Here is a 22,797-nt window from a genome sequence, read left to right on the forward strand (position 1 = left end):
GGAAAGAGCTTAAACGTGCCTACCTCGGACGGCGAGTATGGATGGGCGGTCCCGATTGGGTCGAAATTACCCACCCGGGGAAGGCGCCCCGAGAGACACCGTGTGTCATAATGATACGATTCCGCCCTCACCGGGGATCCATGGAGCCCCTTGCAGGAACGCCCCGCCTCGCCTACACTGGGCCTCATGGAGAGAGCGGCGCTCGTGACCGGCGGGGCGCAGGGTATAGGCGACGCCATCGTGAAGGCCCTGCTCGAGGCGGGATATGCGGTGGCCTCCGTGGACAAGGACGGAGAGGCGCTCCTGGAACAACAGGAACGGTTGGCAACATACCGGGGCTACCTTCCGATCGAGGCCGACATCGCCTTCCAGGAAGGGATCGCACGCGCAGTTCGCCTCACCTTGGAGCGCTTCGGACGCCTCCACGGCCTGGTGAACAATGCGGCCGTCTCGGCAGACACCCCCCTGCACGCGCTCTCGCGGCAGGAGTGGGAGGCGGTGCTGGCCGTGAACCTCACGGCGCCGTGCTTCCTCGCCCAGGCCTGTGCCCCCCATCTGGCCGCCACCCGGGGGGCCATCGTCAACATCTGCTCCACACGTGCCCTCATGTCCGAGCCCCACACCGAGGCCTACAGCGCGAGCAAGGGAGGGCTCCTGGCCCTCACCCACGCCCTCGCGGTGAGTCTGGGCCCCCGCGTCCGTGTGAACGCCGTGAGCCCAGGATGGATAGAGGTGCGCGATCGGAAGAAGCGTGCGCTGAGGCAGGAGGTCCACCACACCGAGGAGGACGCGCTCCAGCACCCTGCGGGCCGCGTGGGGGTACCGGAAGACATCGCGCGCATGGTGCTCTTCCTGCTCGACCCTGCGAACGACTTCATCACGGGACAGAACTTCGTCATCGACGGCGGCATGACGAGGAAGATGATCTACGTGTAACACCCTGGAGGGACTATGCTCATATCGGAAGACGAGAGGGAGAAGGACGGACGGGTCTGCGACTCCGACGAGGGCCTCAACCTGGCCTGGCGGGCCGTACGGGAGTTCCACCTGCGTTTCGGACATCCACACGAGGACCGGCCCCGGTTCCTCGAGGGGAAACGGGCCGCGGCCCGCGCCAAGTGGATGCAGGAGGAGGTGGAGGAGTTTCTCGAAGCGGAGGATGTGGTGGATCAGGCGGATGCCATGATCGACCTCATCTATTTCGCGCTGGGCACCCTGGTGGAGATGGGGGTGAAGCCGGAGCCCTTGTTCCGCATCGTCCACGAGGCCAACATGAAGAAACTCTGGCCCGACGGGAAGCCTCACTACAACGAGGACGGCAAGACCGTGAAACCTCCCGGCTGGACGGACCCCTATCCCGCCCTGCAGGCGGAAATAGAACGGCAGGGGAACCAGTAGGAAATCTTGCACAATCTCATATCCGATGTTAGATTGAAACGAGATCACACAAGGAGGAACGGGGTGGATCAGAGGCTTCTCGAGACCATCGAGGTCTTCCAGAAGACAGAGACCACGGAACACTATGTCTACAGCCGGCTCGCCGAGCTCGTAGAAGGAAACAACCGGGAGGTGCTCCTCCGTATCGCCGGGGAAGAGGGGCACCACGCCGAGGTGTGGTCCCGTTACACCGGAAAGACCTTCCGTCCGAACCGCCTCAAGGCCTTCTTCTACCTCTTCATCGCCCGGATCTTCAGCTACACCTTCGCCATCAAACTCATGGAGCGAGGCGAGGAACGGGCCGAGGCCGGATACGGCACGCTGGTGACGACCGTACCCGAGGCCGAGGAGATCCTCCACGAAGAGGAGGAGCATGAAAAAGAGCTCACCGCCATGCTCGACGAGGAACGGCTCGGCTACATAGGATCCATGGTCCTGGGACTCAACGACGCCCTGGTGGAACTCACCGGCGCCCTCGCCGGTCTCACCTTCGCGCTCCAGCACACCCGGCTGGTGGGCCTCACCGGACTCATCACGGGGATCTCGGCGGCCCTCTCGATGGCCGCCTCCGAATACCTCTCCACCCGCTCAGAGAAGGGCGAGAAGTCCCCCGGCAAGGCGGCTCTCTACACAGGGGTGGTCTACCTGGTGACCGTGCTCATCCTGGTGTGGCCGTACTTCGTCCTCGGTCACTATGTCCCTGCCCTCGCATTCGCCCTCCTGGGCGCGGTGACCGTGATACTGATCTTCACCTTCTTCGTGAGCGTGGTACAGGAGGAATCCTTCGCCCGGCTCTTCCTCGAGATGCTGGGCGTGAGCCTGGGGGTGGCGGCCCTCTCGTTCGGCATCGGTCTCCTCGCCCGCATGGTCCTCAAGGTGGATATATGAATCTCACGGTACAAATCCTGCTCCCACATTCCTTCAGGCGCCGTGCCGCGCTGTCCAGGAGGCTATCCCACAAAACACAATTTTCTGTTGAGCGATACTGAAAATCCCAGTACTATGGTCGGTGGCTATGAGAACGTCCATGGTAGTGATGGCTGTAGTTCTCCTCTTGGCAGGCGCACCTCTCAGGGCAACCCCGGTAGTACCGGTGGAGCCCTCGGATCATATGGTACAAGTGGGCGGTCGCTGCGCATTCTGGAAAGACAGCTCAGGCAGGGCCACTATAGAGGAGGTCCTTACGCTCTCTCCCTCAGCCTTTAACGAAGGCTCTGGGTTAGAAGACCTTACCTTCGGTTTTCAATCCCACCCTATGTGGTTCAAAGTCACCTTTGAGTACAGGGAGGCACAGGAGCCAGCACCATTCCTCCTCGTGCTCGACTACAGTCTGGTGGACGAGGTGCGCCTCTACCTTCCTCAGAAAGACGGCACCTGGAAGGAGCTCGACTATACCGCCTACGAAGGCTCACACAGGCCTGTGTTTTCCGTGACACTTCAACCTGGTCCCAACCCAATGTTCGTCCGCGTCTCCACCGAAGGGACACTTAGATTCCCGCTCTACCTCTTTAAGGAGCACACGTACAGGGTCCGGGCATTGAGACAGACTGCAGGAATGGGACTCTTTTTTGGGGCGCTTCTCCTGGCCGCATTCATTAACCTCTTCTTTTTCTACGCGTACAAGAGGGAACCGGATGGGATTGCGAGTCTCTTCCTCACCCTACTCATTGTGTTCTACAGCATCTTTCAGTCCATTCAGGACGGTTTTGTACTGTTCTTCATCCCTAAACACATCGGATCCCTCTTCCGAGCCTATGTGATCTGCGGCGAACTTGGACTCGTGGCGCTGAGTTTTTTCATGATCTTCTTCTTTAAAAGAGATTACGTGAACACCCCGTTCCTTCAAGTCTTCTCGTATTTCTGGGGCGCCGCGCTCATTCTCATCATCCTCACCTTTTCCGTAAGCCCCGCTCTCTATGTGAAGGTATTTGCCCTCACCGGAGCGGTCTCATTCGTCCCCAATCTCTGGCTCCTCCTCCATCCACCGGGAAGACGCACTTTCCTGGGAAGGTATCTTCTCATTGCCTACCTCCTCCTCATCGGAAGCATCGTGATCTTTGGAGTGAGAGGACTGGGGCAGCTCCCTTCCAATTGGTTTACTCTCAACATCATCCGACTGGGATTTCTCCTGTTCATCGTAGTGCTCACCCTCATCCAGTTCAAACGCCTCCAGCTTCTAATAGAAGAAAAGTACACGGTAGAGAAGAACTGGAAGGAGCTCTACGAGGCCTCTTCCAAGTTCGTGCCTCGGGAATTCCTCTCCTTCATGCACAGGGGGTCGATAAAGGACGTGCGGCTGGGAGATCAGACGGAGACCGAGCTCACCCTCATGTTCTCCGACATCAGGAACTTCACGAGCATCGTGGAGTCCCTCACCCCTGCCGAGAGCTTCGAATTCCTCAATGGGTATTTCGAGTGCATCGGTCCCATCATCAGGAAGCACCACGGATTCATCGACAAGTACATAGGGGACGGGGTCATGGCCATCTTCCCCCATAAGGCGGACGACGCCCTTGCAGCGGCCCTCGAGATCCAGCAGGCGCTCCCGGCGCTCAACAGGCGGTATGAGTCGAAGGGTTGGCCGTCCATACGTATAGGTATAGGGATACATACCGGGCCGTGCATGGTGGGCACCGTGGGCGAGGATCTCCGAATGGATACCACCGTGATCTCCGACGTGGTCAACATCGCGGCGAGGCTGGAGAATCTCACCAAGACGTTCGGAACCGATATCCTCATATCGGAGCAGGTGGTGATGTCCCTGGCGGATCCCGGAGCCCTCCACCTCCGATTCCTGGGGAAGGTGATGGTGAAGGGCAAGTCCTCCGCGGTATCGGTCTTCCAGGTGCTCACCGACAGGGAGTTCCTCAAGGAAAAGGAGCTGAGGGCGGCGTACGATTCCTTCGAACAGGGAATGTTCGCCTTCTTCAAGCGGGATTTCGCCACCGCCATCTCGCTCTTCAACAGGGTCCTCGAGGTCGTCCCTTCCGACATGCCCGCAAGGGTCTACCTCGAGGAGGCAATGACCCTGCATGCATCGGGTGTACCCGAAGGGTGGGATGGGTATCTCAGGATCACCTCGTGAGAGGGCTCGTCAGGCAGGCTCACCCCGGTGGGGAGGGCGTACACGCACCTCTTCGCGGGCTTCGACGCCGAGTCACACGAGGCGCGCCCTCCAACGGAAGACGAGGCGCCCCGGCGTTCACCGAAGGGGGGACATCTCTCGGGAGAGCAGGGCGTAGAGATCCTCTACACGGTGACAGAGGATCCCCGCCCCTGCATCCCTCAGTTCCTCCTCGGTGCGGAAGCCCCAGGTGACCGCGACCGCCTGTATGCCCGCAGCCCTCGCGGTCTCGAGATCCACTTCGGAATCGCCTACAAGCACCACATCCTCGGGTCCGAGATCGCTCCACGCTGCGAGGATCTCGTAGACCCCTCGGGGATCCGGCTTCGGTGGAAGCCCTTCCCTGTGCCCCAGGATCACATCGAAGAGGGAGAGGTCGAAGAACGGGGCGAGGGCTCCCTCCACGGCGTGGTGCGGCTTGTTGCTCAACACCGCGAGACGGATGCCGGCCTCCCTGAGACGACCGAGGAGGTCGGGTATGCCGGGATAGGGGCGGGTTCGGAGGTGTGCCCGTCGCTCGTATTCCTCCTCGAACTCACGAAAGAGGGCCTCCACCCGCTCGGGCGATCGGGCCTCCGGCGGCACGGCCCGTTCTATCATGATGATGGCGCCGAATCCCACCATGAGCCGGTAGTCTTCCAGCGGGTGGGTCGGGAACCCATGGCGTGCGAGTACGGTATTCACCGCCTCCGCCAAGTCGGGGAGGGTGTCCAGCAGGGTGCCGTCGAGATCGAAGATCACACCTCGTATCCTCATGCGGAGAACGTACTGGATTCCGGTGAGGGAGGCAAGTGGCCCAGGCAGGGCTCACTCCTCAAGGAGTCTCGTGAGGACCCGGTCGAAGACCGCGGCAAAGGCCCTCAGCTCACGGTGCGAGAAACGACTGCGGGTCTTCAAGGACCCGAAACCTACAGGCTGCACAACCGCGCGGGATGTGCTAGTATGTACACGGGATGAGGAAAGGAATGCATGGAAAAGGGCGACGGTCCTTCCCTTTCGATTCGGGGGGAGCAATCCCCGAGGACGAGGTGAAACCGCTCATCGGGAAACTCATCCGTGAGTACCTGGGAGAGAACGGGCTCCATCCCGAGCGCATCCTCCTCTTCGGATCGCGCGCGCGAGGGGACTCCTCCAAGGGGAGCGACTGGGATATCCTCGTCATCGTGAGAGAGAGGTTGAGCATCCAGGAGAAGAGGAGGATCTCGAGGGAGCTGAGAAGGGCCTTTGCCGGAAAGCTCATTCCGGTGGACATCCTCATAAAGACCGCCGAAGAGCTCCCCTCTTACGAATCGTTGCCGGGGAGCATCACGAGAGAGGCGCTCCATCGAGGGGTCCCCCTGTGAACCCCAAGGACTACGTGCGGAAGTGGCTCCACAAAGGGTGGGAAGACTACCTCACGGCCTCGCACGAGCTCAACCTCCCCCCAGAAAACGAGGTCATCACCTCCTCGGTATGTTTCCACTCTCAACAGGCGGTGGAGAAGTTCCTGAAGGCGTACCTCATCTCTCGCGGGGTGGAGTTCGGGAGAACGCACTCGATCGAATTCCTGCTCGCATTCTGCAGCAGGGAGGACGAGGATTTCGGATCACTCGATCCGGGGGATCTTACCTCTTATGCGGTGGACGTGCGATATCCGGACGAGTTCTATACCCCCACCCTGGAAGAGGCACGGAAAGCGCTCGAACGTGCGGGCGAGGTGAAGGATCTCATCCTCAGGAAACTGGGGATCTCCGAGAGAGAGGTGGAGGAATCCTGACCTCCCCTACCCCGACTCCCCCAGGAGTCTCGTGAGGACCCGGTCGAAGACCGCGGCAAAGGCCCTCAGCTCACGGTGCGAGAAACGACTGCGGGTCTTGACCAGCCCCAGCTCCCTCAGCTGCTTCATGGCGTGGCGCGCGGAGAGGCGCTCCCGGACGTTTTCCCGGGTGAACTCCGTACCCCTGTCGTTTATCACCGGCACCCCCCGCTCCACGAGCTCGGCGGCGAGGGGGATGTCCCGGGTGACGACCAGGTGCCAGGGCTTCGCATGGGTGAGGATATACGCATCGGCCGCGCCGGGCGCCGGGGGGAGTTTCACCGGCTTGATCCACGGGCCTTGCGGGAGCTGCAGCCTTCCCTGATGCACCACGTAGACGGGAACCTCACGCCGCTCTGCAGCCCTGAAGATCACCTCCCTCACCTTCACGGGACACGAGTCGCCGTCGAGGTAGATGCGAACCCGCGCCATCTACGCCACCGGCAACGAGGCCCGGTAGAGGCGGCCCTCGACACTCACCTCGTACCGGCCCACCACGGCGGCCACCACCACCGACTGTCCCCTGGAGAGCTCGAGGGTTCCGCCTTCCCAGGAGAAGATCGCATGGTCCCCCAGGAGCACGAGGATCTCCACGGAACCCACCTCCACCTCAACCGGGTCGTCCGCCTCGATGCAGGAGAGGGCGAACTCCCCGGTGGGCAGGTCGTACGCCCATAGACCGGGTGCGACCTCCCGGGGGGAGAGCACCTCCACCCCATCCTTCCCTCGAAAGGTGAGGACGCGGAGGAGCTCCGGCACGTCCACGTGCTTGGGAGTGCATCCGCCCCTCAGGACGTTGTCCGAGTTGGCCATGAGTTCCACCCCCACGCCCTCGAGATAGGCGTGGAGTTCCCCTGCGGGGAGGAACATGGCCTCACCCGGCGCGAGCTTGACCAGGTTGAGGTAGAGGGGGGCGAGGGCACCGATGTCACCGGGATAGAGGTCGGCGAGCCGGAGGAGCCACTGGTATTCGGGCTCCGGATGATCCCGGAAGGCCACCGAGGCCGTGGTCACCACCTCTCGTTTCACCTGAGGCTCCAGGGTCATGAGGGTGCGGAAGAAGCGGGAGAGGCCCGAGGGAGTGGGGTCTATCCGGAGGTCCCTCACCGCCTGCTCGAGGGGCTCGAAGGCGGGATGGGTGAACCTGCGTGCGATCTCCCCGGGCGAGCGGAAGCCCCGCAGGGCCCAGAAGGGCGTCACCGCACAGATCACCTCCGGTTTGTGGTTGGGATCCCTGTAGTTGCGATGAGGTGCATCGAGTGGGATGCCCTCCCGGTTCTCCCGTTCGAAGCCCTCTCGTGCCTGCTCCTTGTTCGGATGGGCCTGGATGGAGAGCGGCTGAGTCACGCCCAAGACCTTGAAGAGAAAGGGGAGGACGTTGCCGTAGCGTGGGGCCGCAGCGCCGAGCCAGGAGACGGGATCCCGTTCGATGAGGTCCCCGAGCGGTACGCGTTCCCCGTCCGAGAGGCGGACATAGGAGGGGGCTTTCGGATGGGCGCCCATCCACAGCTCGGCCATGGGCGTGCCCTCGGGGTTGGGGATGCCGAGAAAGGTGGTGAAGGCGGTGGGAGACCCCCACGCATAGTGCTGGATGCTGTTCTCGAGCAGATGGATACCGGGCTGCACGGGCGTTCTTCCTCCCTTCATCGCGCTTCCGTGTGTCATACCCAGTGTACGGCAAAAATTCCGATATGACAAGGAGTAGCTATGTGGAGAAACGAGCGGGAGGCAGCAGCCGAGCGTTTCCCGACACTGATGCACACTCCTTGAACAAACCGATCCATACGGATACACTTTCCCCGTCGCAACCATATCATCCAAAGGAGAGGAGCTCATGACACGGATATCCCCGCTTCAGAAGGCCAGATATGGATACGTCCCCAAGCTGCCTCCCGTGCTTCAGGACGAGATCGCCAGGATCCAGGCGGAACTGGGACAGCCCACCGAGGCGGTGGCCGACAGGGAAGACCTCAAGCGTCTGTTTGCGAACACCTATGGGAAGCCCATCGCCACCCTCACCAGGGGATCCAACCCCGAGGCGGGGAGGAGGCGGACCGTGGGGGTGATCCTCTCGGGCGGGCCTGCACCCGGCGGCCATAACGTGATCTGCGGCCTCTTCGACGCCCTCAAGAAGGCGAACAGGGAGTCCACGCTCATCGGTTTCAAGGGAGGGCCTTCCGGCATCCTCGACGACGAGTGGATCGAGTTCACCGACTCGCTCATCAACCAGTACCGGAACACCGGGGGGTTCGACATCATCGGCTCGGGACGAACCAAGATCGAGACGCCCGAGCAGTTCGCAAAGGCCCTCGAGAACGCGAAGAAACACGGGCTGGACGCCCTGGTCATCATAGGAGGCGACGACTCCAACACGAACGCCGCCCTGCTCGCCGAGTACTTCGTACAACAGGGGGCGCCCATACAGGTGATCGGAATCCCCAAGACCATCGACGGGGACTTGAAGAACGAGTACATCGAGGCGTCCTTCGGGTTCGATACCGCCACCAAGGTCTACGCAGAGCTCATCGGCAACATCGCCCGGGATGCGATCTCCTCGCGTAAGTACTGGCACTTCATCCGGCTCATGGGCCGTTCGGCCTCACACATCGCCCTGGAGTGCGCCCTCCAGACCCAGCCGAACGTGTGCATCGTCTCGGAGGAGGTGCGCGAGAAGAACATGACCCTCTCCCAGATCGTGGATCAGATCGTGGATGCCGTGGTGAAACGGGCCGCGAAGGGGGAGAACTTCGGGGTGGTGCTCGTGCCCGAGGGGCTCATCGAGTTCATCCCCGAGGTGGGTGCGCTCATCGACGAGCTCAACACCCTGCTCGCGAAGGAGGCTGAGGTCTTCAACAGGATCGATGATCCGAGGGAACGGATCTCGTGGGTGAAGGGGAAGCTCTCGGGCAACAACCAGCGCGTGTTCTCCTCGCTCCCCGAGACGATCCAGGCACAGCTCCTCATGGACAGGGATCCACACGGCAACGTCCAGGTCTCGCGGATCGAGACCGAGCGGCTGCTCATCGAGATGGTCTCCTCCCGGCTCAAGACGCTCAAGGGGGAAGGGGCTTATAAGGGCAAGTTCAGCGCCCTCAACCACTTCTTTGGCTACGAGGCGAGGTGTGCCTTCCCGAGCAACTTCGACGCCGACTACTGCTACGCCCTCGGTTTCACGGCCTTCGTGTTGATCGCGAACGGGCTCACGGGGTACATCGCGGCGATCAAGAACCTCGCCCGGCCTGCGGTGGAGTGGAAGCCCATGGGGATCCCCCTCACGATGATGATGAACATGGAGAAGCGGCACGGGAAGATGAAGCCGGTGATCAGGAAGGCCCTCGTGGATCTCGAGGGTGCGCCGTTCAAGCGGTTCGCAGCACAGCGGGATGCGTGGGCGACCGAGAGCGCCTACGTGTTCCCGGGCGCCATCCAGTACTACGGGCCGGACGATGTGTGCAACCAGCCGACCATGACGCTGAAGCTCGAACAAGGGCTGGAATAGGCGACGATCAATGCCTCTTTCATGGCAAAGGCGCCCGGGACCTTCCGGGCGCCTTTCTTTGTGAGGGCCGCAGTGGAAGAGTGAAGGCGGATCTCAAGGGGACGAGAGGTTGCGGAAGGCGTGTGTGGGTGGCGGGCGGAGGGTCAGCCTGCGAGCTCGAGGATGAGTGCCCTGGGATCGGGGAGGGAGGCGGGGATGAGGGTGCGGGCGCTCTCGGAGGCGCACCGAGCCGCGAAGGAGGCGGCCTCCTGGAGGGGCTTGCCCCGATGGAGGGCGAGGGCGAGGCCCGCCGTGAAGGCGTCGCCGCAGCCTATGGTGTTGACCGCCGGAACCCGGGGCACCGGGACGTGCTCCACTCCGTCCGGGCCGGCGAGGATGAGGGGCTCGGGGCCGCAGGTGATGGCGAAGGCGGTGTGGTAGGCGCGTGCGAGGCGCAGGGCCTCGGCGGCGGCCTGGTCCCTGGATGCGGCCGCTCCCCGGAGGAAGGTGGAGGAGAACTCCTCCAGGTTGGGGGTCACGACCAGGGGGCGGTGGGGAAGCACGGCCTCGAGCTCCGGGCCGCGTATGTCCACGATGAGGCGGACGCCTGTACGGGAGGCGGCCTGCGCCATGCGGGCGTAGAGGTCGGCGGGGTAACCGGGGGCCGGTTTGCCGGTGAGGATGAGGGTGTGCGCGCCGGAGAGGAGCTGGAAGAAGGCCTCAGTGAGGCGGGAGGATGCCTGTTCGGGGACGCGGGGCGACTCCTCGACGAGTTCGGTGACCGCTCCGTCGGCCTCGATCACGGTGGTGCAGGTACGGATCTCCACCGGAAGGGAGACGGCGTGCACGTGGATGCCCTCCCGGTGGGCGTGGTGGAGATAGAGGGGGGCCTGGAGTCCGCCGAGGTGGGTGAGGTGTACGGCGCGTTGTCCGAGCTGGCTCAGGGTGCGACAGACGTTGTGGCCCTTGCCGGCCACGCAGAGGGATGACTCCCGGGCGCGATTGACCGCCCCTCTGCGCACCGCATCGAACCGAAGGGTGCGCTGGAAGGTGGGACTGGGGCAGACTACCAGGAAGTAGGGGGGGATGGGGGGCGGAGGAACGGGGATATCGGGCATGCGGCCTCCTAGATGCGTGAGATGATGATGGAAGCGATCTCCTCTCGAGGTATGATGCAGGGGTGGGCCTTGTGGGAAGCGGAGGCGGCGAGGGCGCGCGCATCCTCGGGTGTGATGCCGCATCCCGAGAGGGAGGGGATGCCCGCCTGTTCGCGGAGGGCATAGAGGGTGGCGGGGAGGAGGGAGGGGGGACTGGTACCGGTGGGACGCCGACCCGAGAGGGCCTCGCCCGCGAGGGCGCACCGGGTGAGGAGGGAGGAGTGTCCCTCCCGCTCCAGGACCCGCACCGTGGCCTCCATCACCTCGGGCAGGAGGTTGGCACACAGGAGGCCGTGCGATACGGGGAACCGAGCCCCCATGGGTGAGGCGAGCCCATGCACCAACCCCAGGCCTGCGCTCGTGAGGCACACGCCGGAGAAATAGGCGGCATAGGCCATCTCGAGCCTCGCATCCACCTTCCGCCCGCCCTCACGCACCACCACGAGAAAGGAACGACCTGCGAGCACGAGCCCCTGGAGGGCGAGGGCGTCGCTTGCAGGGTTGGCCTCGGTGGAGAGGAAGGCCTCGACGAGCTGCGAAATAGCGTCCATACCCGCCGCTGCGGTGATGGAAGGGGGACAGGAGAGATGGAGGAGCGGATCGAGAAAGGCGGCATCGGGAACATAGCCGGGATGGCGGAGGGAGCGTTTGTAGCCCGAGGGGCCCACCTCGGAGAGCACGGCGTTCGAGGTGGCTTCACTCCCCGTACCCGCCGTGGTGGGCACGGCCACGAGCGGGAGTCGCTCCCCTGTGGGGAACTTCGTCCCCACTCCTTCGAGGTAGTCCTTCACGCTCCCCTCGAGGAAGAGGCCTGCGCTCACCGCCTTTCCGGTGTCGAGCACGCTCCCTCCGCCCACCGCCACCACCACCTCGGCCCCCATCTCGCGGGCCCTTCGCACCCCCTCGTCCACCACCTGGGGCGAGGGCTCGCCGTGTATCGGGTATCGTTCCCACTCCACCCCGTTGCGCTCGATCTCCCTGAGCGCCTCCTGTACAGGCTCGAGACCGTCGAAGGAGGACATGCCGGTACAGAGGAAGATCCTCCTCCATCCCCGCTCCGCTACGAGCCGGGGGAACAGGTCGAACACCCCTTCCCCTGCATAGAGCTCCGGTGTCCGGGCCACAGTGGGACGCACCGCCATTCACCCCTCCTCGCGGTACGGGATGATCACCCTCCGCCTCTCGGGATCGCTCGCCTCCCGGTAGAACACGGCCACGTGTCCGATCACGGCTACGAGGAGGGCCCCCAGCCTCTCCGCGAGCTCGCGGGCGAGATCTTCCCGTTCATCCTTCCAGGCCACGAACCGCACCTTCACGAGTTCGTTCCTCTCGAGGGCATCGTCGAGGGCCCGGAATACACCTTCGGCCAAGCCCGCCTTTCCCACATAGACCGCCGGGTCCAGATCGTGCGCCATCCGTATGAGGGCGCTCCTCTGATAGCCTCTGAGTTCCATCATCACTTTATACTATGCAAATCGGGGGCCTTCCGCAAGGATGGGCATATCCTCAGGGCTCCGCCTTCCGGCGTGCGAGTCCGAAGATGAGGAGCAGTCCCGCGGCGGCCGCTGCGAGCACCCATCCGGGCCTGAGTGCGAGATCGTGGCGTACCACCTCGAAGAGGACACCGCCGGCCAGGAGGAGCCCCAGCACGCCCGTGACCACGGAGACGAGACGCGCCCCGGCATCGGCGAGCCGCAGGAGGAGGACGATCCAGCAGAGGGCGAAGAGCACGTAGAAGGCATAGCGGAGCACGGTGAGCACAGAGGTGCCACCCTTGAGCAGCTCCTGGATATTCCCCATTCCGCCGGCCATCTCCCCCAAGGTGACGGCAGAGAACGAAATCCCCAAGGCGCTCACCCAGGGGAGGAAGAGCGAGATCATGAGGATCACCGCGAGCACGGCATCGAACCGTCGGAGAAAGATTCGAAGGTTCATATGTACCTCCATGGGATGGCTCCACGAGGACCTCCCTCGTGATACGACAAAGCATAGTACAGGCGGTGACCGGAATCAATCAGGAGATCCGCGTGGGGAATCGACGACACCCTCCTCACCCGAAGAGTTCACTCCTGCCGTTCCATCTTCCCCATCCGTCTCCGGGCGCGTTCCAGGAGGCGGGGGAGGTCTCGTTCGATGAGGGGATAGGCGCCCGGCGACGACGCGAGGAGGTGCTGCAGGTGGCACACGGCGCGGCTGAACTCGCACTGGTACTTCTTGAAGGCGAACTTGGAGAGGAGCCACACCACGCGTTTGGAGAGGAGGCGGACCTCCTTCCTGTAGGAGAGTCGGGGGAGGATGGAGAGGGCCACGTAGAACTCCTCCTCCTTGTCGGTACACGCCGCGAGGGAGAGGTCGGCCCTCATGCTCTCGAGTTCCTCGAGGCTGCACCGTTCGAGGCCCGGAGGGGCTCCCTGGGGGAGGTAGCCGGCTATGGTCTTCACCGGAGGGAGAGAGGGGGAGAGGTGGAGGAGGTCGCCTTCCAGTCGGAAGAGGCGGGAAAGGAGGGCGGGTCGGAAGCCCCTCGAGAGGAGGGCCTCGACCTCCTTCACCGCAAGGGCGTGTCTGAGGGATCGTCGCAGCTCCGGCGAGGCGGGTTTCCCCCTGGTGAGGATGCACACATACTCCACGGTGCCAGTCTTTCTGTAGATGCTCTGCCGTCCCCCGCGGTAGGCGGTGTGATTCGCCACCTCCACCTCCACCGAGCCGTGGAGCGAGAGGATGTCGACGAGGCGTTCACAGGGGATGATCCCGTCGGTGTTGTAGCTCACCAGCAGCACAGGGGCCCGCACCTGCGCGACGAGGGCCTCCATGGCCTCCTCGGCGTACCTGCGGGAACAGAAGGGAGACCAGGTGCGCTTCCAGTCGGACCTGATCCCCGCCTTGTGAACGAGCTTCCCTTCCCGGTCGCGTTCCTCGCTCACCGGAGGCCTGTCCCACAGGGCGATGGTGTTGAGCATGAAGTAGTTGCTGCCGTATTGGTGGATGGTGTACGGCGGATCGAGGTAGCAGAGATCGGCTTCTATTCGCGAGACGAGGGAGAAGGCGTCCTCGCAGAAGGTACGGGCGGACGGTCCGTGCTCGAGGAGCACGGGAGGGGGAATCCTGATGGGGGCGAGGATACGGGTGAGGGCATCGCGACCGTGGCCTCCGAAACCCCGGTGGAAGGCCTTGAAGAGTCCCGAGGTGTTGGCATGCTTGGCCGCACCGTAGAGCAGGAGGGCCACGAGGAGGGCCTTTTCCTTGCCCGCCGGGTCGGGGAGGTCCCAGCCGGGATACCACTCTTCGATGGTCTCGCGCACCACATCGATGAATCGGGCGTTGTACGGTGTGTAGAAGAGTCGCTCGGAAGAGGGATCGGCGTCTTCGAGGCTGCGGGGGGCGTAGTACCGGCTGATGTAGGGCGCCCGCGGGTATTCACCGGCGCCTCGACGGTTGAGGACCGAGAGGACTTCTTCGATGCCGCCCAGATGCCGGTACAGAAGGGGAAGCTCGGAGGCGTCGATCTCAAGGTAGGCCTTGTTCACGAGGTAGGCGTAGAACTCCCAGTCGCCTGCAGTCACCTCGATGCCCAGGATACGGGCGAGGCGGCTCACCACGCCCGTGCCGGCAAAGGGGTCGAGGAAGGTGCGGGCTCCGGTGCGGGCCCTCACCTTGTGGAAGATCCGGGCGAGGAAGGGGAGGAGAGAGCGTTTGTTGCCTATGTAGGCGAGGAGCTGGTGATTAAGGTAGGGGTGGGAGCGTATCCCCGTACGGAAGGTAGACGGCGAGGTTCTCATCGGTCTCGAACACCTCTACCTTCCATATCGGTGTCCCGGGGAGTTTCTTCACCATCTCCTCGTACACATAGGTGGCGATCCGCTCGGCGCTCGGGTTGTCCTGGAAGAAGGGGTGGTCGTTGAGGTTCGTATGGTCGAGCCGTGCGAGCACCTCCCTGAGGGCCTTCTTGAGGATCCCGAAGTCGAGGACCATACCCCCTTCATCGAGTTTCCTCCCTGCGGCGTAGGCCCGGACGCGGTAGTTGTGGCCGTGGAGGGTTTCGCACTTCCCGTGGTAGGAGGCGAGGTAGTGGGCTGCGGCAAAGGTGCCTTCCGCCCTCACCACGTACACGGCCTTGTCTGCGCGCTCGTCTCCCTGATAGGATGGGGCCATGAGTCTGGTTCTATCATCTTTGCTGGATGCGATCAAGCCCGAGGAGGTGCGAGGCGAGGGGGATCCCCCGGTGCGTCTCCTCGCCTACGATTCGCGGGACGTGGAATCAGGGGCGCTCTTCTTCGCCCTTCCGGGGCTTCACACCGACGGACATCGGTTCGTTCAGGATGCGCTCGAACGGGGTGCGGTCGCGGTGGTACACGAGCGGGAGCTTCCGTCCTACCGGGAAGGGGTGGTGTACCTGAGGGTGAAGAACGCCCGCAGGGCGCTCTCCGCCGCCTCCGCGGTGTTCTACGGGCATCCTTCCCAGGATCTCGAGGTGATAGGGGTGACGGGTACGGACGGGAAGAGCAGTACCACCTACTTCATCTACCAGCTTCTCCGGGCTTCGGGAGTGAAGGTGGGGTGCATCTCCACGGCCCTCTTCTCCACCGGGGGGGAGCCTGAGCCGAATCCGCTTCGCCAGTCCACGCCCGAGGCCCCCTTCGTGCATGGGGCGCTGGCCCGTATGAGGGAGGCGGGGTGCACCCACGCGGTGGTGGAGGCGACATCCCACGGGCTCTCTCCGCGCACCGCACGGCTGGAAGACGTGCGCTTCACGGTGGGGGTGCTCACCAACATCACCCACGAGCACATGGAGTTCCACGGGTCGTTCGAGCAGTACCGCGAGGACAAGGGCAGGCTCTTCAGGGGGCTCCCCGAGGAGGGGAAGGCGGTGCTCAACCTGGACGATCCTTCCTCAGGGTTCCTCGCCGAGAGGACGAGGGCCGGGGTGTGGGGGTACGGGCTTGGTGCGCGGGAGGGGGCGAGGCTCTGGGCCGAGGTGCGGGAGGAGTCGCTCGCAGGGTCGCGGTGTCTCGTGCACGGGAGGGAGACCCTCGAGGTGTGGGTGCCGTTCCCGGGCCGCTTCAATGTGGAGAACGTGCTCGCGGCGGTGCTGGGGGCCGCGGCGGCGGCGGGGAAGGAGCCGGAGGGGTTCCTGTCCCACGTGCCACACCTGGAGGGTGTGCCGGGCCGGATGGAGCGGGTGGAGGCAGGTCAGCCGTTCCTCGTGCTGGTGGATTATGCCCACACGCCGGGGGCGTTCGAGAAGCTGCTGCCGTTCGTGCGCCGGTTCGTGGAGGGACGCCTGATCGTGGTCTTCGGGTCGGCGGGCGAGCGGGACAGGACGAAGCGGCCGATGCAGGGGCGGGTGGCCTCGCGCTGGGCGGAGGTGGTGGTGCTCACGGATGAGGATCCCCGGGGCGAGGACAGGATGGCGATCCTGCGGGAGATCGCCGCGGGGTGCGAGGGGCTGATGGAGGGCGAGAGCCTGTTCATGGTGCCGGACCGCAGAGAGGCGATCGGTCTGGCGGTGGGGATGGCACGCGAGGGGGATGCGGTGCTGTGTCTGGGGAAGGGGCACGAGCGGAGTATCGTCACGGCGGAGGGTCCGGTGGCGTGGGATGAGGTGGGGGCGGTACGGGAGGCACTGGCGGCGCGGGGGTGGCGGGAGGAGCAGGGCTTGTGAGGGAAGGGGGGGGCGGGTATAATGCGGGGCATGGAACGGATGAGGATCGCCTTGCTCTACGGTGGACGCTCAGGGGAACACGAGGTCTCGTGCAGGTCGGCGGCCGCGATCTACGAGCACCTCGATCGCGAGAGGTTCGAGGTCCTGCCGGTAGGGATCACCCACGAGGGACGGTGGTACCTGCAGCGCGAGGTGCGGGTGAAGGACGGGGCGCTGGAGGTGACAGAGGACGAGGGGGCGGTGGTGTGGGCGGTGCCGGGCGCGGGGCTCTGGTGCGGGGGGGAAGACCTGAGGGTGGACTGCGTCTTCCCCATCGTGCACGGCACCTTCGGAGAGGACGGCACGCTCCAGGGACTGCTGGAGCAGGCCGGGGTGGCGTACGTGGGGGCGGGGGTGCTCGGGAGCGCGTTGGGGATGGACAAGGACAGGGCCAAGGCGGTGTGGCTGCAGGCGGGGCTCCCCATCCTTCCCTTCATGGTGGTACGCCGGGAGTCACTCCCTCCCTGGAACGAGCTTGCGATTCAGCTCAGACGGAGAATGGAGTTTCCCGTCTTTGTGAAGCCCGCCCGGGGCGGTTCCTCTGTGGGCATCTCAAAGGTCCACGACGAGCGGGGGCTCAAGAAGGCCTGTGAACTCGCCTTCACGTACGACTCGAAGATCGTCATCGAGCAGGGGATCGAGGCCCGGGAGATCGAATGCGGGGTGTGGGGAAACGAGGACGTACGGAGCTTCCCTCCCGGCGAGATCATCCACACGCACGAATTCTACGATTACGAGGCCAAGTACGAGGACACCGAAGGTCTTCAGCTCAAGATCCCTGCAGAGCTCACCCCTGAACAGCAGGAGTACGTACGGAACGTGGCGGAGAAGGCCTACAGGGCCCTCGAGTGTGAGGGATTCGCGCGAGTCGATTTTCTCCTCGACACCGAGACCGAGGTCTTCTACCTCAACGAGATCAACACCCTTCCGGGATTCACGCCGGTGAGCATGTTCCCCCTCATGGCCCAGGCAGCGGGCATCTCGTTTCCCGACCTCCTCACCAGGCTCATCGAACTGGGGCTCGATCGCAGCAGGAGGAGAGCCGCCCTCTCATACCGCTACGAGGCCCTCCGCTGACACTCACCAGTGGTCGAAACCCACGATGCGCTCGAGGGGATAGCGCTCAGGCCTCAGCGGCTCTTCCGCCGGATACCCCAGGAGGAGGAGGAGCACCACGCGCATGGAGTAGGGAACCGAGAGCACGTACTTCACCCGCTCTTCGTCGTAGCTCGAGACAAAGCAGGTACCGAGGCCCTCGTGCACGGCCTGGAGCATCATCTGGGTCATGGCGATACTGATGTCGATGGGATAGGAGAGCTGGCCGTTGGGCATGCGGTATTCCACGTTGGTGGTACACCCTGCAATGATCACCGGCGCCTGTCCTACGTACTCCTGATGGAAGGCTGCCTCCTCGATTTTCCTCCGCACATCCTCCTTTCGTATCACCACGAACCGCCACGCCTGCCTGTTCTTGGCCGAGGGAGCGAGGCGCCCCGCCTCGAGGATCCTGCGGACCACATCTTCGGGCGGCACTCTGTCGGTGAAGGATCGGACGCTCACACGTTCCGCGATCTCGGGCAGAAGTTCCACTTTTTCCCCCTTACCACACCATGGATGTGATTCGGACAACCCGTGTCGGGCATCATTATAGCGGGAAACCGGGGGATTGTAAAACCGTGACCGAGCAAAGGTTTGAGTTGACCTTGCTCTGTGGTTGTCCTATGCTTACATCCATCATGAGGCGACATCCCTGGATCCCGCTGTTTTCGCTCCTCGTCCTCCTTCCCCTCTCCCCCCAAACCCCTTCCCTCTCCCCCCACCTCCACGCCCTCTCCACCACCGACACTCCCCGCGCCTACCTCCTCTCGGCGCTCTCCGACGCAGGCATCCCCGTCTCCCCCCTCTCCCCCTCCCCCGACGCCCCCATCCTCGCCACCCTCTCCCGCCACCGCCCCACCACCCTCACCCTCGTCCTCCCCCTCGGCACCCCGTTCCCCCCCGCCCTCGGCATCACCCTCCTCGCCTGGGCCGAAACCACCGACATCCCGGTCAACCTCGAGGTCCTCTTCGTACAGGAACGCACCGAACCCTCTGCACCCCTCCCTCCCCCCTTCCCCGTCACCCCTCCCTTCCATCACACCCTCTCCTACCTCGAGGGACTCCCCGCCCTCGACCACAGGGTCCTCCTCTACCTGGACATCAGCCACCCCGCCTCCTCCCTCACCCTCCACACCACCGCCTCGGCCCGCAAGGCCCCACCATGGCTCCTCTCCGCACTCCTCCGGGCCGCAGGCCCCTCCCTCTCCATCCAGACACTCCCCTCCATCCCTGCCCAGACCCTCTCACTCCTCGCACCCGACGACATCCCCTACGCCTCCCTCCTCACCCCCCTCTACACCCACGACCTCCCCTCCGCCGTCCTCACCCCGGCCGCCCCATCGACTGACCCCACTCCCCTCCTCGACTTCCTCACCACCCTCATCACGACCCTCCCCCCCACCCCCCCTCGAACCTGGGAGAACCACTACCTCGCCATCCCCCTGAATGCCGGACACCTCATCGTCATCCACGAACACCACTATCTCATCCTCCTCCTCGCAGGCATAACCGCCGCCCTTCTCTTCGGCTTCTTCAGGTTCAGACACCTCCGTCGATACCTCTCCATCATGAAGCGGGGATGGTTCATGACACCCCTCCTCTTCCTCGCCACCGGCGCATTCCTGTTGCTCGGCACCATCCTCCTCAGGAGCATCGCAGGATTCCACCGGTACGACGCATTCCTCCTCCACCACCTCCAGGCCTCTTTCCTCCTCAAGATCTCCCTCACGGTATTCCTCATCTCGACCCTCCTCTTCCTCCTCAGGATCTTCTCCCTCCCCCTCATGAGAGTAACCCATTACTACACCGCCGCCGCCATCCTCCTCCTCGCCCTCGACATCGCCCTTTTCGGGAGCATCATGCTCCCCTTGGCCATCGTCTTCCTCTGGGCTCTCCTCTGCGCCACCGGATTCTCGGTCACACGCTCGCGCCTCCTCCGCCTCCTCCTCTTCCTCCTCTCACCACTCTGGATCGTCTACACCCTCTGGTGGATCCTCTCCACCCCCGCCCCACCCTCCCTTCTCCTCACCCCGCCGGCGGCCGGCGATCTCCTCATGGCCTTCCTCCTCCTCCCCTTCCTCCTCCTCCTCTTCCGCCTCGACATCCTCCTCCACCGTCCCGCCACCAAGGTGGGCACCCTCCTCCTGCTCTCCCTCACCCTCTTCGGACTCGCCACCGCACTCCTCACGACCCACCTCCTCCTCACCCCCACCTTCACCGAAGAGACCCCCCGGCCCGTACACGTGGTGGAATACATCGACGAGACGGAACGCCGCATCACCGTGGAAAGCCCCGCTCCACTCTCCGGCCTCATCCTCACGTACGACACCGCGTGGAAGCCGCTTCCCGAAACCCGCACCTTCTCACTCACCACCCCCGCCCCCCCTTCACCCCTCCTCCTCTCCACCCGGGAACACCGGTTCCTCAACCGCCTGCGCATCGACCTCACCATAGAGAGCACCCTGCCCCTCGACGCCTGTCACCTCACCCTCGAATCAGAGGAAGGCCTCCCCCTCCTGGAGACCACCTTCCCCTTCGAATTCGACACCGATCGGAAACGAGCCCTCGTGGTCATCTCCCCCGTCCCCTCACTCCCGCTCACACTCCCCCTCTACATCCCCCACGGCCGCCCCATCACCCTCACCGTGAGGGCACTCACCCGCTCGAACCCCGGAGCCCCCTCCATCTCCTCCCCCCTGGTGAAGGTCGAGACCCACACCGTGTACATCCGCACACTCACGCTCGGAGGCGGCCCGTGAGACCCGTGTACTTCCACGTGGACCTCGACGCCTTCTACGCCTCGGTCGAGAAAGTCGAGCACCCCGAGCTCAAAGACAAACCGGTCATCGTAGGCGGACTCCCCCCTAGGAGAGGCGTGGTCTCGGCCTGCTCCTACGAGGCGAGACGTTACGGCATACGCTCCGGCATGCCCATACAGGAGGCCATGCGGCGCTGCCCCCACGGCATCTTCCTCCCCGTCCGCATGCGCCTCTACCAGGAATACTCCAGGCGTGTCATGGAGATCCTCCATCGCTTCACCCCCGAGGTGAGACAGATCTCGGTGGACGAGGCCTCCCTCGACATGAGCGGAACCGAACGCCTCTTCGGCCCTCCGGAGGAGGCGGCCCGGACCATCCAGCGCACCATCCGGGAGGAGGTGGGGGTCACCGCTTCCATCGGCATCGCCTCCAACCGGTACGTGGCGAAGCTCGCCTCGGAAAGGAACAAACCGGCGGGACTCTTCCTGGTGCCTCGAGGAGAAGAGGAACCCTTCATCCGAAGCCTCGACCTCGCCGATCTGTGGGGTGTGGGAGAGAAGACCCTCGCGCTCCTCAAGCAGAAAGGCATCACCACCACCTCCAGGCTCCAGGCACTCACCCGTGAACAGCTCCAGGCCCTCTTCGGCAAGGCTCAGGGCGCATTCCTCCATACCATCGCCCACGGCCACGACCCAGGCATCTACCATGACGACCCCAAGACCCGCTCGGCGAGCCACGAAGAGACCTTCGACCAGGACATCACCACCATGGACCAAGCCGAGACCCACCTGCTCGCACTTTCCCACAAGGTGATGGAACGCCTCCTCCTCCACGAAGAGACCGGGAAGACTGTATTCATCAAGATCCGCTACTCCAACTTCACCACCACCACCGCACAGATCACCCTCCCCACCCCCATCCAGTGCGCCGAGGACCTCTACGAGACCGCCCGGACCCTCCTCACCTCACGATGGGACGGCAAGACTCCCATCAGGCTCCTCGGCGTGGGGGTGTCGGGCCTCGCCCCCGAGACGGAACTCCTCCCCCCCCAGCTCTTCCCCGATCCCTCCCGGAAGAAAAAGACACTGGAAGAGGCGCTCCTCGCCCTCGAGAAGAAGAAAGGGAGGAAACTCCTTACCAAGGCGCGACTCCTTCCCCATCCTCACCGGGATCCCCCCGCACCTTGATTTTTTCCCTTCCCCCGCTACAATCAGGCCATGCGTGTACCCTTCCTCCCCCTCATGTACTCGGTGCTTCAACTCTTCGTGCTCATGGGACTGGGCTTCCTCCTCAGAAAGAGAGGAGGATTCTCCTCATCGTTCTTCCAGGACCTCAGCACCCTCCTCGTGCGCATCTTCCTCCCCCTCTACTTCTTCGCCCGATTCTCCCGCACCTCCCTTTCACAACTTGCCACCGCCTGGATGTTTCCCCTCGCTGCGGTAGTGATCGCCCTCACAGGCCTCCTCGCAGCCACACTCCTGGGGACCCTGATCCCCCGACTCGACCGGGAGGAACGCAAAGCCTACCTCGCCCTCGCCTCGTTCGGCAACTCGGGGTATCTCCCCATCACCAACATCGAACTCCTCGCCCTCTCGGTGCCCCTCGTGGCCGAACGCTTCGGTACCGACCTCCCCGGGATCTACGTGGGCGCCTACCTCGTGGGCTCGAGCACCCTCCTGTGGACCGCGGGCTACGCCCTCATCACCGGGACCGCCACCCGATCCCCCCTCGCCCTCCTCACTCCCACCGTGCGGGGGATCCTCGCGGGACTCTCCATCCCCGTCCTCAGCCTCCAGGAGGCCTTCTTCCACCCCTCCCTCCCCTTCGCGAGCATCGTCTCCACCCTCGACACCATAGGCTCCACCACCCTCCCCCTCGTCCTCCTCTGCCTCGGTGCCATGCTCGCCGACATCTCCGTGTCACGGGAGGAACGAAAGGCCTATCTGGGAGCCGCCCTCAGCATCGTGGGCGTCCGCCTCCTCATCCTCCCGGCCCTCTTCTACCTCGCCTACTTCCTCTTCCTCAGGGACACCCTCACCCCTCCCCAGCTGTGGGTCCTCTTCCTCGAGACCCACACCCCGCCCGCCACCAACCTCTCGATCATGGCCCAGAGCGCCGACACCCACAAAGAGATAGCCGGCATCTCCCTCTTCACCTCCTATCTCGCCTACCTCATCCTCTTCCCCGTCTCCCTCGTCCTCTTTCTCTCGCTCCTCTACCCATGAAGTTGAAAAACCGCTTCTTATATACC

The 22,797-nt window shown here is 64.0% G+C and carries 22 protein-coding genes; 12 read left to right on the top strand and 10 right to left on the bottom strand.

The window, feature by feature from the left end:
- The first annotated feature begins 186 nt into the window (after positions 1 to 186).
- From SPITH_RS09250 to SPITH_RS09265, 4 genes are all read left to right on the top strand, one after another.
- Positions 187 to 936: an SDR family oxidoreductase gene (locus SPITH_RS09250; RefSeq protein WP_041624088.1), complete on the top strand. Its 750-nt coding sequence runs from the start codon at positions 187 to 189 to the stop codon at positions 934 to 936.
- 15 nt (positions 937 to 951) lie between these two features.
- Entirely contained in the window at positions 952 to 1,398 is a 447-nt protein-coding gene (locus SPITH_RS09255) for a pyrophosphohydrolase domain-containing protein (RefSeq protein ID WP_014625397.1), read from the top strand.
- Positions 1,399 to 1,461: 63 nt separating this feature from the next.
- Positions 1,462 to 2,325, top strand: coding sequence for a VIT1/CCC1 transporter family protein (locus SPITH_RS09260; protein WP_014625398.1), 864 nt, complete (start codon positions 1,462 to 1,464; stop codon positions 2,323 to 2,325).
- A gap of 148 nt (positions 2,326 to 2,473) precedes the next feature.
- A complete protein-coding gene (locus tag SPITH_RS09265) occupies positions 2,474 to 4,522 on the top strand; it encodes a 7TM-DISM domain-containing protein (protein WP_425358086.1) in 2,049 nt (682 codons plus the stop codon).
- A gap of 117 nt (positions 4,523 to 4,639) precedes the next feature.
- Here the strand turns inward: SPITH_RS09265 and SPITH_RS09270 are convergent, their stop codons facing one another.
- Positions 4,640 to 5,317, bottom strand: a complete 678-nt coding sequence (locus SPITH_RS09270) for an HAD family hydrolase (RefSeq protein WP_014625400.1) — start codon at positions 5,315 to 5,317, stop codon at positions 4,640 to 4,642.
- A 209-nt stretch (positions 5,318 to 5,526) separates the two neighbouring features.
- Between SPITH_RS09270 and SPITH_RS09275 the strand changes: the two genes are divergently transcribed.
- Complete coding sequence (locus SPITH_RS09275; protein WP_014625401.1) at positions 5,527 to 5,904, top strand: nucleotidyltransferase domain-containing protein; 378 nt, start codon at positions 5,527 to 5,529, stop codon at positions 5,902 to 5,904.
- On the top strand, positions 5,901 to 6,317 hold the full coding sequence (locus tag SPITH_RS09280; RefSeq protein WP_014625402.1) for a HEPN domain-containing protein: 417 nt from the start codon (positions 5,901 to 5,903) through the stop codon (positions 6,315 to 6,317). The genes SPITH_RS09275 and SPITH_RS09280 overlap by 4 nt, the downstream gene beginning before the upstream one ends.
- A gap of 6 nt (positions 6,318 to 6,323) precedes the next feature.
- On the opposite strand, the gene SPITH_RS09285 is transcribed toward SPITH_RS09280, so the two are convergent.
- Both SPITH_RS09285 and manA read right to left on the bottom strand, forming a co-directional pair.
- On the bottom strand, positions 6,324 to 6,788 hold the full coding sequence (locus tag SPITH_RS09285; RefSeq protein WP_014625403.1) for a YaiI/YqxD family protein: 465 nt from the start codon (positions 6,786 to 6,788) through the stop codon (positions 6,324 to 6,326).
- Positions 6,789 to 8,021, bottom strand: coding sequence for a mannose-6-phosphate isomerase, class I (gene manA, locus SPITH_RS09290; RefSeq protein WP_245523375.1), 1,233 nt, complete (start codon positions 8,019 to 8,021; stop codon positions 6,789 to 6,791).
- Positions 8,022 to 8,190: 169 nt separating this feature from the next.
- Between manA and SPITH_RS09295 the strand changes: the two genes are divergently transcribed.
- Complete coding sequence (locus tag SPITH_RS09295) at positions 8,191 to 9,855, top strand: diphosphate--fructose-6-phosphate 1-phosphotransferase (RefSeq protein ID WP_014625405.1); 1,665 nt, start codon at positions 8,191 to 8,193, stop codon at positions 9,853 to 9,855.
- Positions 9,856 to 9,998: 143 nt separating this feature from the next.
- On the opposite strand, the gene SPITH_RS09300 is transcribed toward SPITH_RS09295, so the two are convergent.
- The 6 genes from SPITH_RS09300 to queD form a co-directional block, all read right to left on the bottom strand.
- Positions 9,999 to 10,952, bottom strand: a complete 954-nt coding sequence (locus tag SPITH_RS09300) for a 1-phosphofructokinase family hexose kinase (protein WP_014625406.1) — start codon at positions 10,950 to 10,952, stop codon at positions 9,999 to 10,001.
- An 8-nt stretch (positions 10,953 to 10,960) separates the two neighbouring features.
- Positions 10,961 to 12,133: an iron-containing alcohol dehydrogenase gene (locus SPITH_RS09305; protein WP_014625407.1), complete on the bottom strand. Its 1,173-nt coding sequence runs from the start codon at positions 12,131 to 12,133 to the stop codon at positions 10,961 to 10,963.
- A complete protein-coding gene (locus SPITH_RS09310) occupies positions 12,134 to 12,448 on the bottom strand; it encodes a YhbY family RNA-binding protein (protein ID WP_014625408.1) in 315 nt (104 codons plus the stop codon).
- Positions 12,449 to 12,497: 49 nt separating this feature from the next.
- Positions 12,498 to 12,926 (bottom strand): hypothetical protein, encoded by a 429-nt coding sequence (locus SPITH_RS09315; RefSeq protein WP_014625409.1) that lies wholly within the window; start codon positions 12,924 to 12,926, stop codon positions 12,498 to 12,500.
- Positions 12,927 to 13,054: 128 nt separating this feature from the next.
- Positions 13,055 to 14,767 carry a DNA adenine methylase gene (locus tag SPITH_RS09320; RefSeq protein WP_014625410.1) on the bottom strand — a complete coding sequence of 571 codons (1,713 nt, stop codon included), beginning with the start codon at positions 14,765 to 14,767 and terminating at the stop codon, positions 13,055 to 13,057.
- Positions 14,712 to 15,140, bottom strand: a complete 429-nt coding sequence (gene queD, locus SPITH_RS09325) for a 6-carboxytetrahydropterin synthase QueD (protein WP_014625411.1) — start codon at positions 15,138 to 15,140, stop codon at positions 14,712 to 14,714. Before queD ends, SPITH_RS09320 begins: the two co-directional genes overlap by 56 nt.
- On the opposite strand from queD, the gene SPITH_RS09330 reads away from it, so the two are divergent.
- On the top strand, positions 15,139 to 16,650 hold the full coding sequence (locus tag SPITH_RS09330) for a UDP-N-acetylmuramoyl-L-alanyl-D-glutamate--2,6-diaminopimelate ligase (RefSeq protein ID WP_041624089.1): 1,512 nt from the start codon (positions 15,139 to 15,141) through the stop codon (positions 16,648 to 16,650). The two genes, queD and SPITH_RS09330, sit on opposite strands and share 2 nt — an antisense overlap.
- Before the next feature lie 30 nt (positions 16,651 to 16,680).
- Positions 16,681 to 17,766 carry a D-alanine--D-alanine ligase family protein gene (locus SPITH_RS09335; RefSeq protein ID WP_245523376.1) on the top strand — a complete coding sequence of 362 codons (1,086 nt, stop codon included), beginning with the start codon at positions 16,681 to 16,683 and terminating at the stop codon, positions 17,764 to 17,766.
- A 3-nt stretch (positions 17,767 to 17,769) separates the two neighbouring features.
- Here the strand turns inward: SPITH_RS09335 and SPITH_RS09340 are convergent, their stop codons facing one another.
- A complete protein-coding gene (locus SPITH_RS09340) occupies positions 17,770 to 18,279 on the bottom strand; it encodes a nitroreductase family protein (protein ID WP_014625414.1) in 510 nt (169 codons plus the stop codon).
- 146 nt (positions 18,280 to 18,425) lie between these two features.
- On the opposite strand from SPITH_RS09340, the gene SPITH_RS09345 reads away from it, so the two are divergent.
- From SPITH_RS09345 to SPITH_RS09355, 3 genes are read left to right on the top strand one after another with little or no spacing between them, the layout of a single operon-like run.
- Positions 18,426 to 20,546 (top strand): hypothetical protein, encoded by a 2,121-nt coding sequence (locus SPITH_RS09345; protein WP_155816551.1) that lies wholly within the window; start codon positions 18,426 to 18,428, stop codon positions 20,544 to 20,546.
- Positions 20,543 to 21,733 (top strand): DNA polymerase IV, encoded by a 1,191-nt coding sequence (dinB, locus tag SPITH_RS09350; protein ID WP_014625416.1) that lies wholly within the window; start codon positions 20,543 to 20,545, stop codon positions 21,731 to 21,733. The genes SPITH_RS09345 and dinB overlap by 4 nt, the downstream gene beginning before the upstream one ends.
- 30 nt (positions 21,734 to 21,763) lie before the next feature.
- Positions 21,764 to 22,771 carry an AEC family transporter gene (locus SPITH_RS09355; RefSeq protein ID WP_014625417.1) on the top strand — a complete coding sequence of 336 codons (1,008 nt, stop codon included), beginning with the start codon at positions 21,764 to 21,766 and terminating at the stop codon, positions 22,769 to 22,771.
- The last annotated feature ends 26 nt before the right edge of the window (positions 22,772 to 22,797 follow it).

Origin of the sequence: Spirochaeta thermophila DSM 6578 (assembly GCF_000184345.1) — a bacterium.
Lineage (GTDB): Bacteria > Spirochaetota > Spirochaetia > Winmispirales > Winmispiraceae > Winmispira > Winmispira thermophila.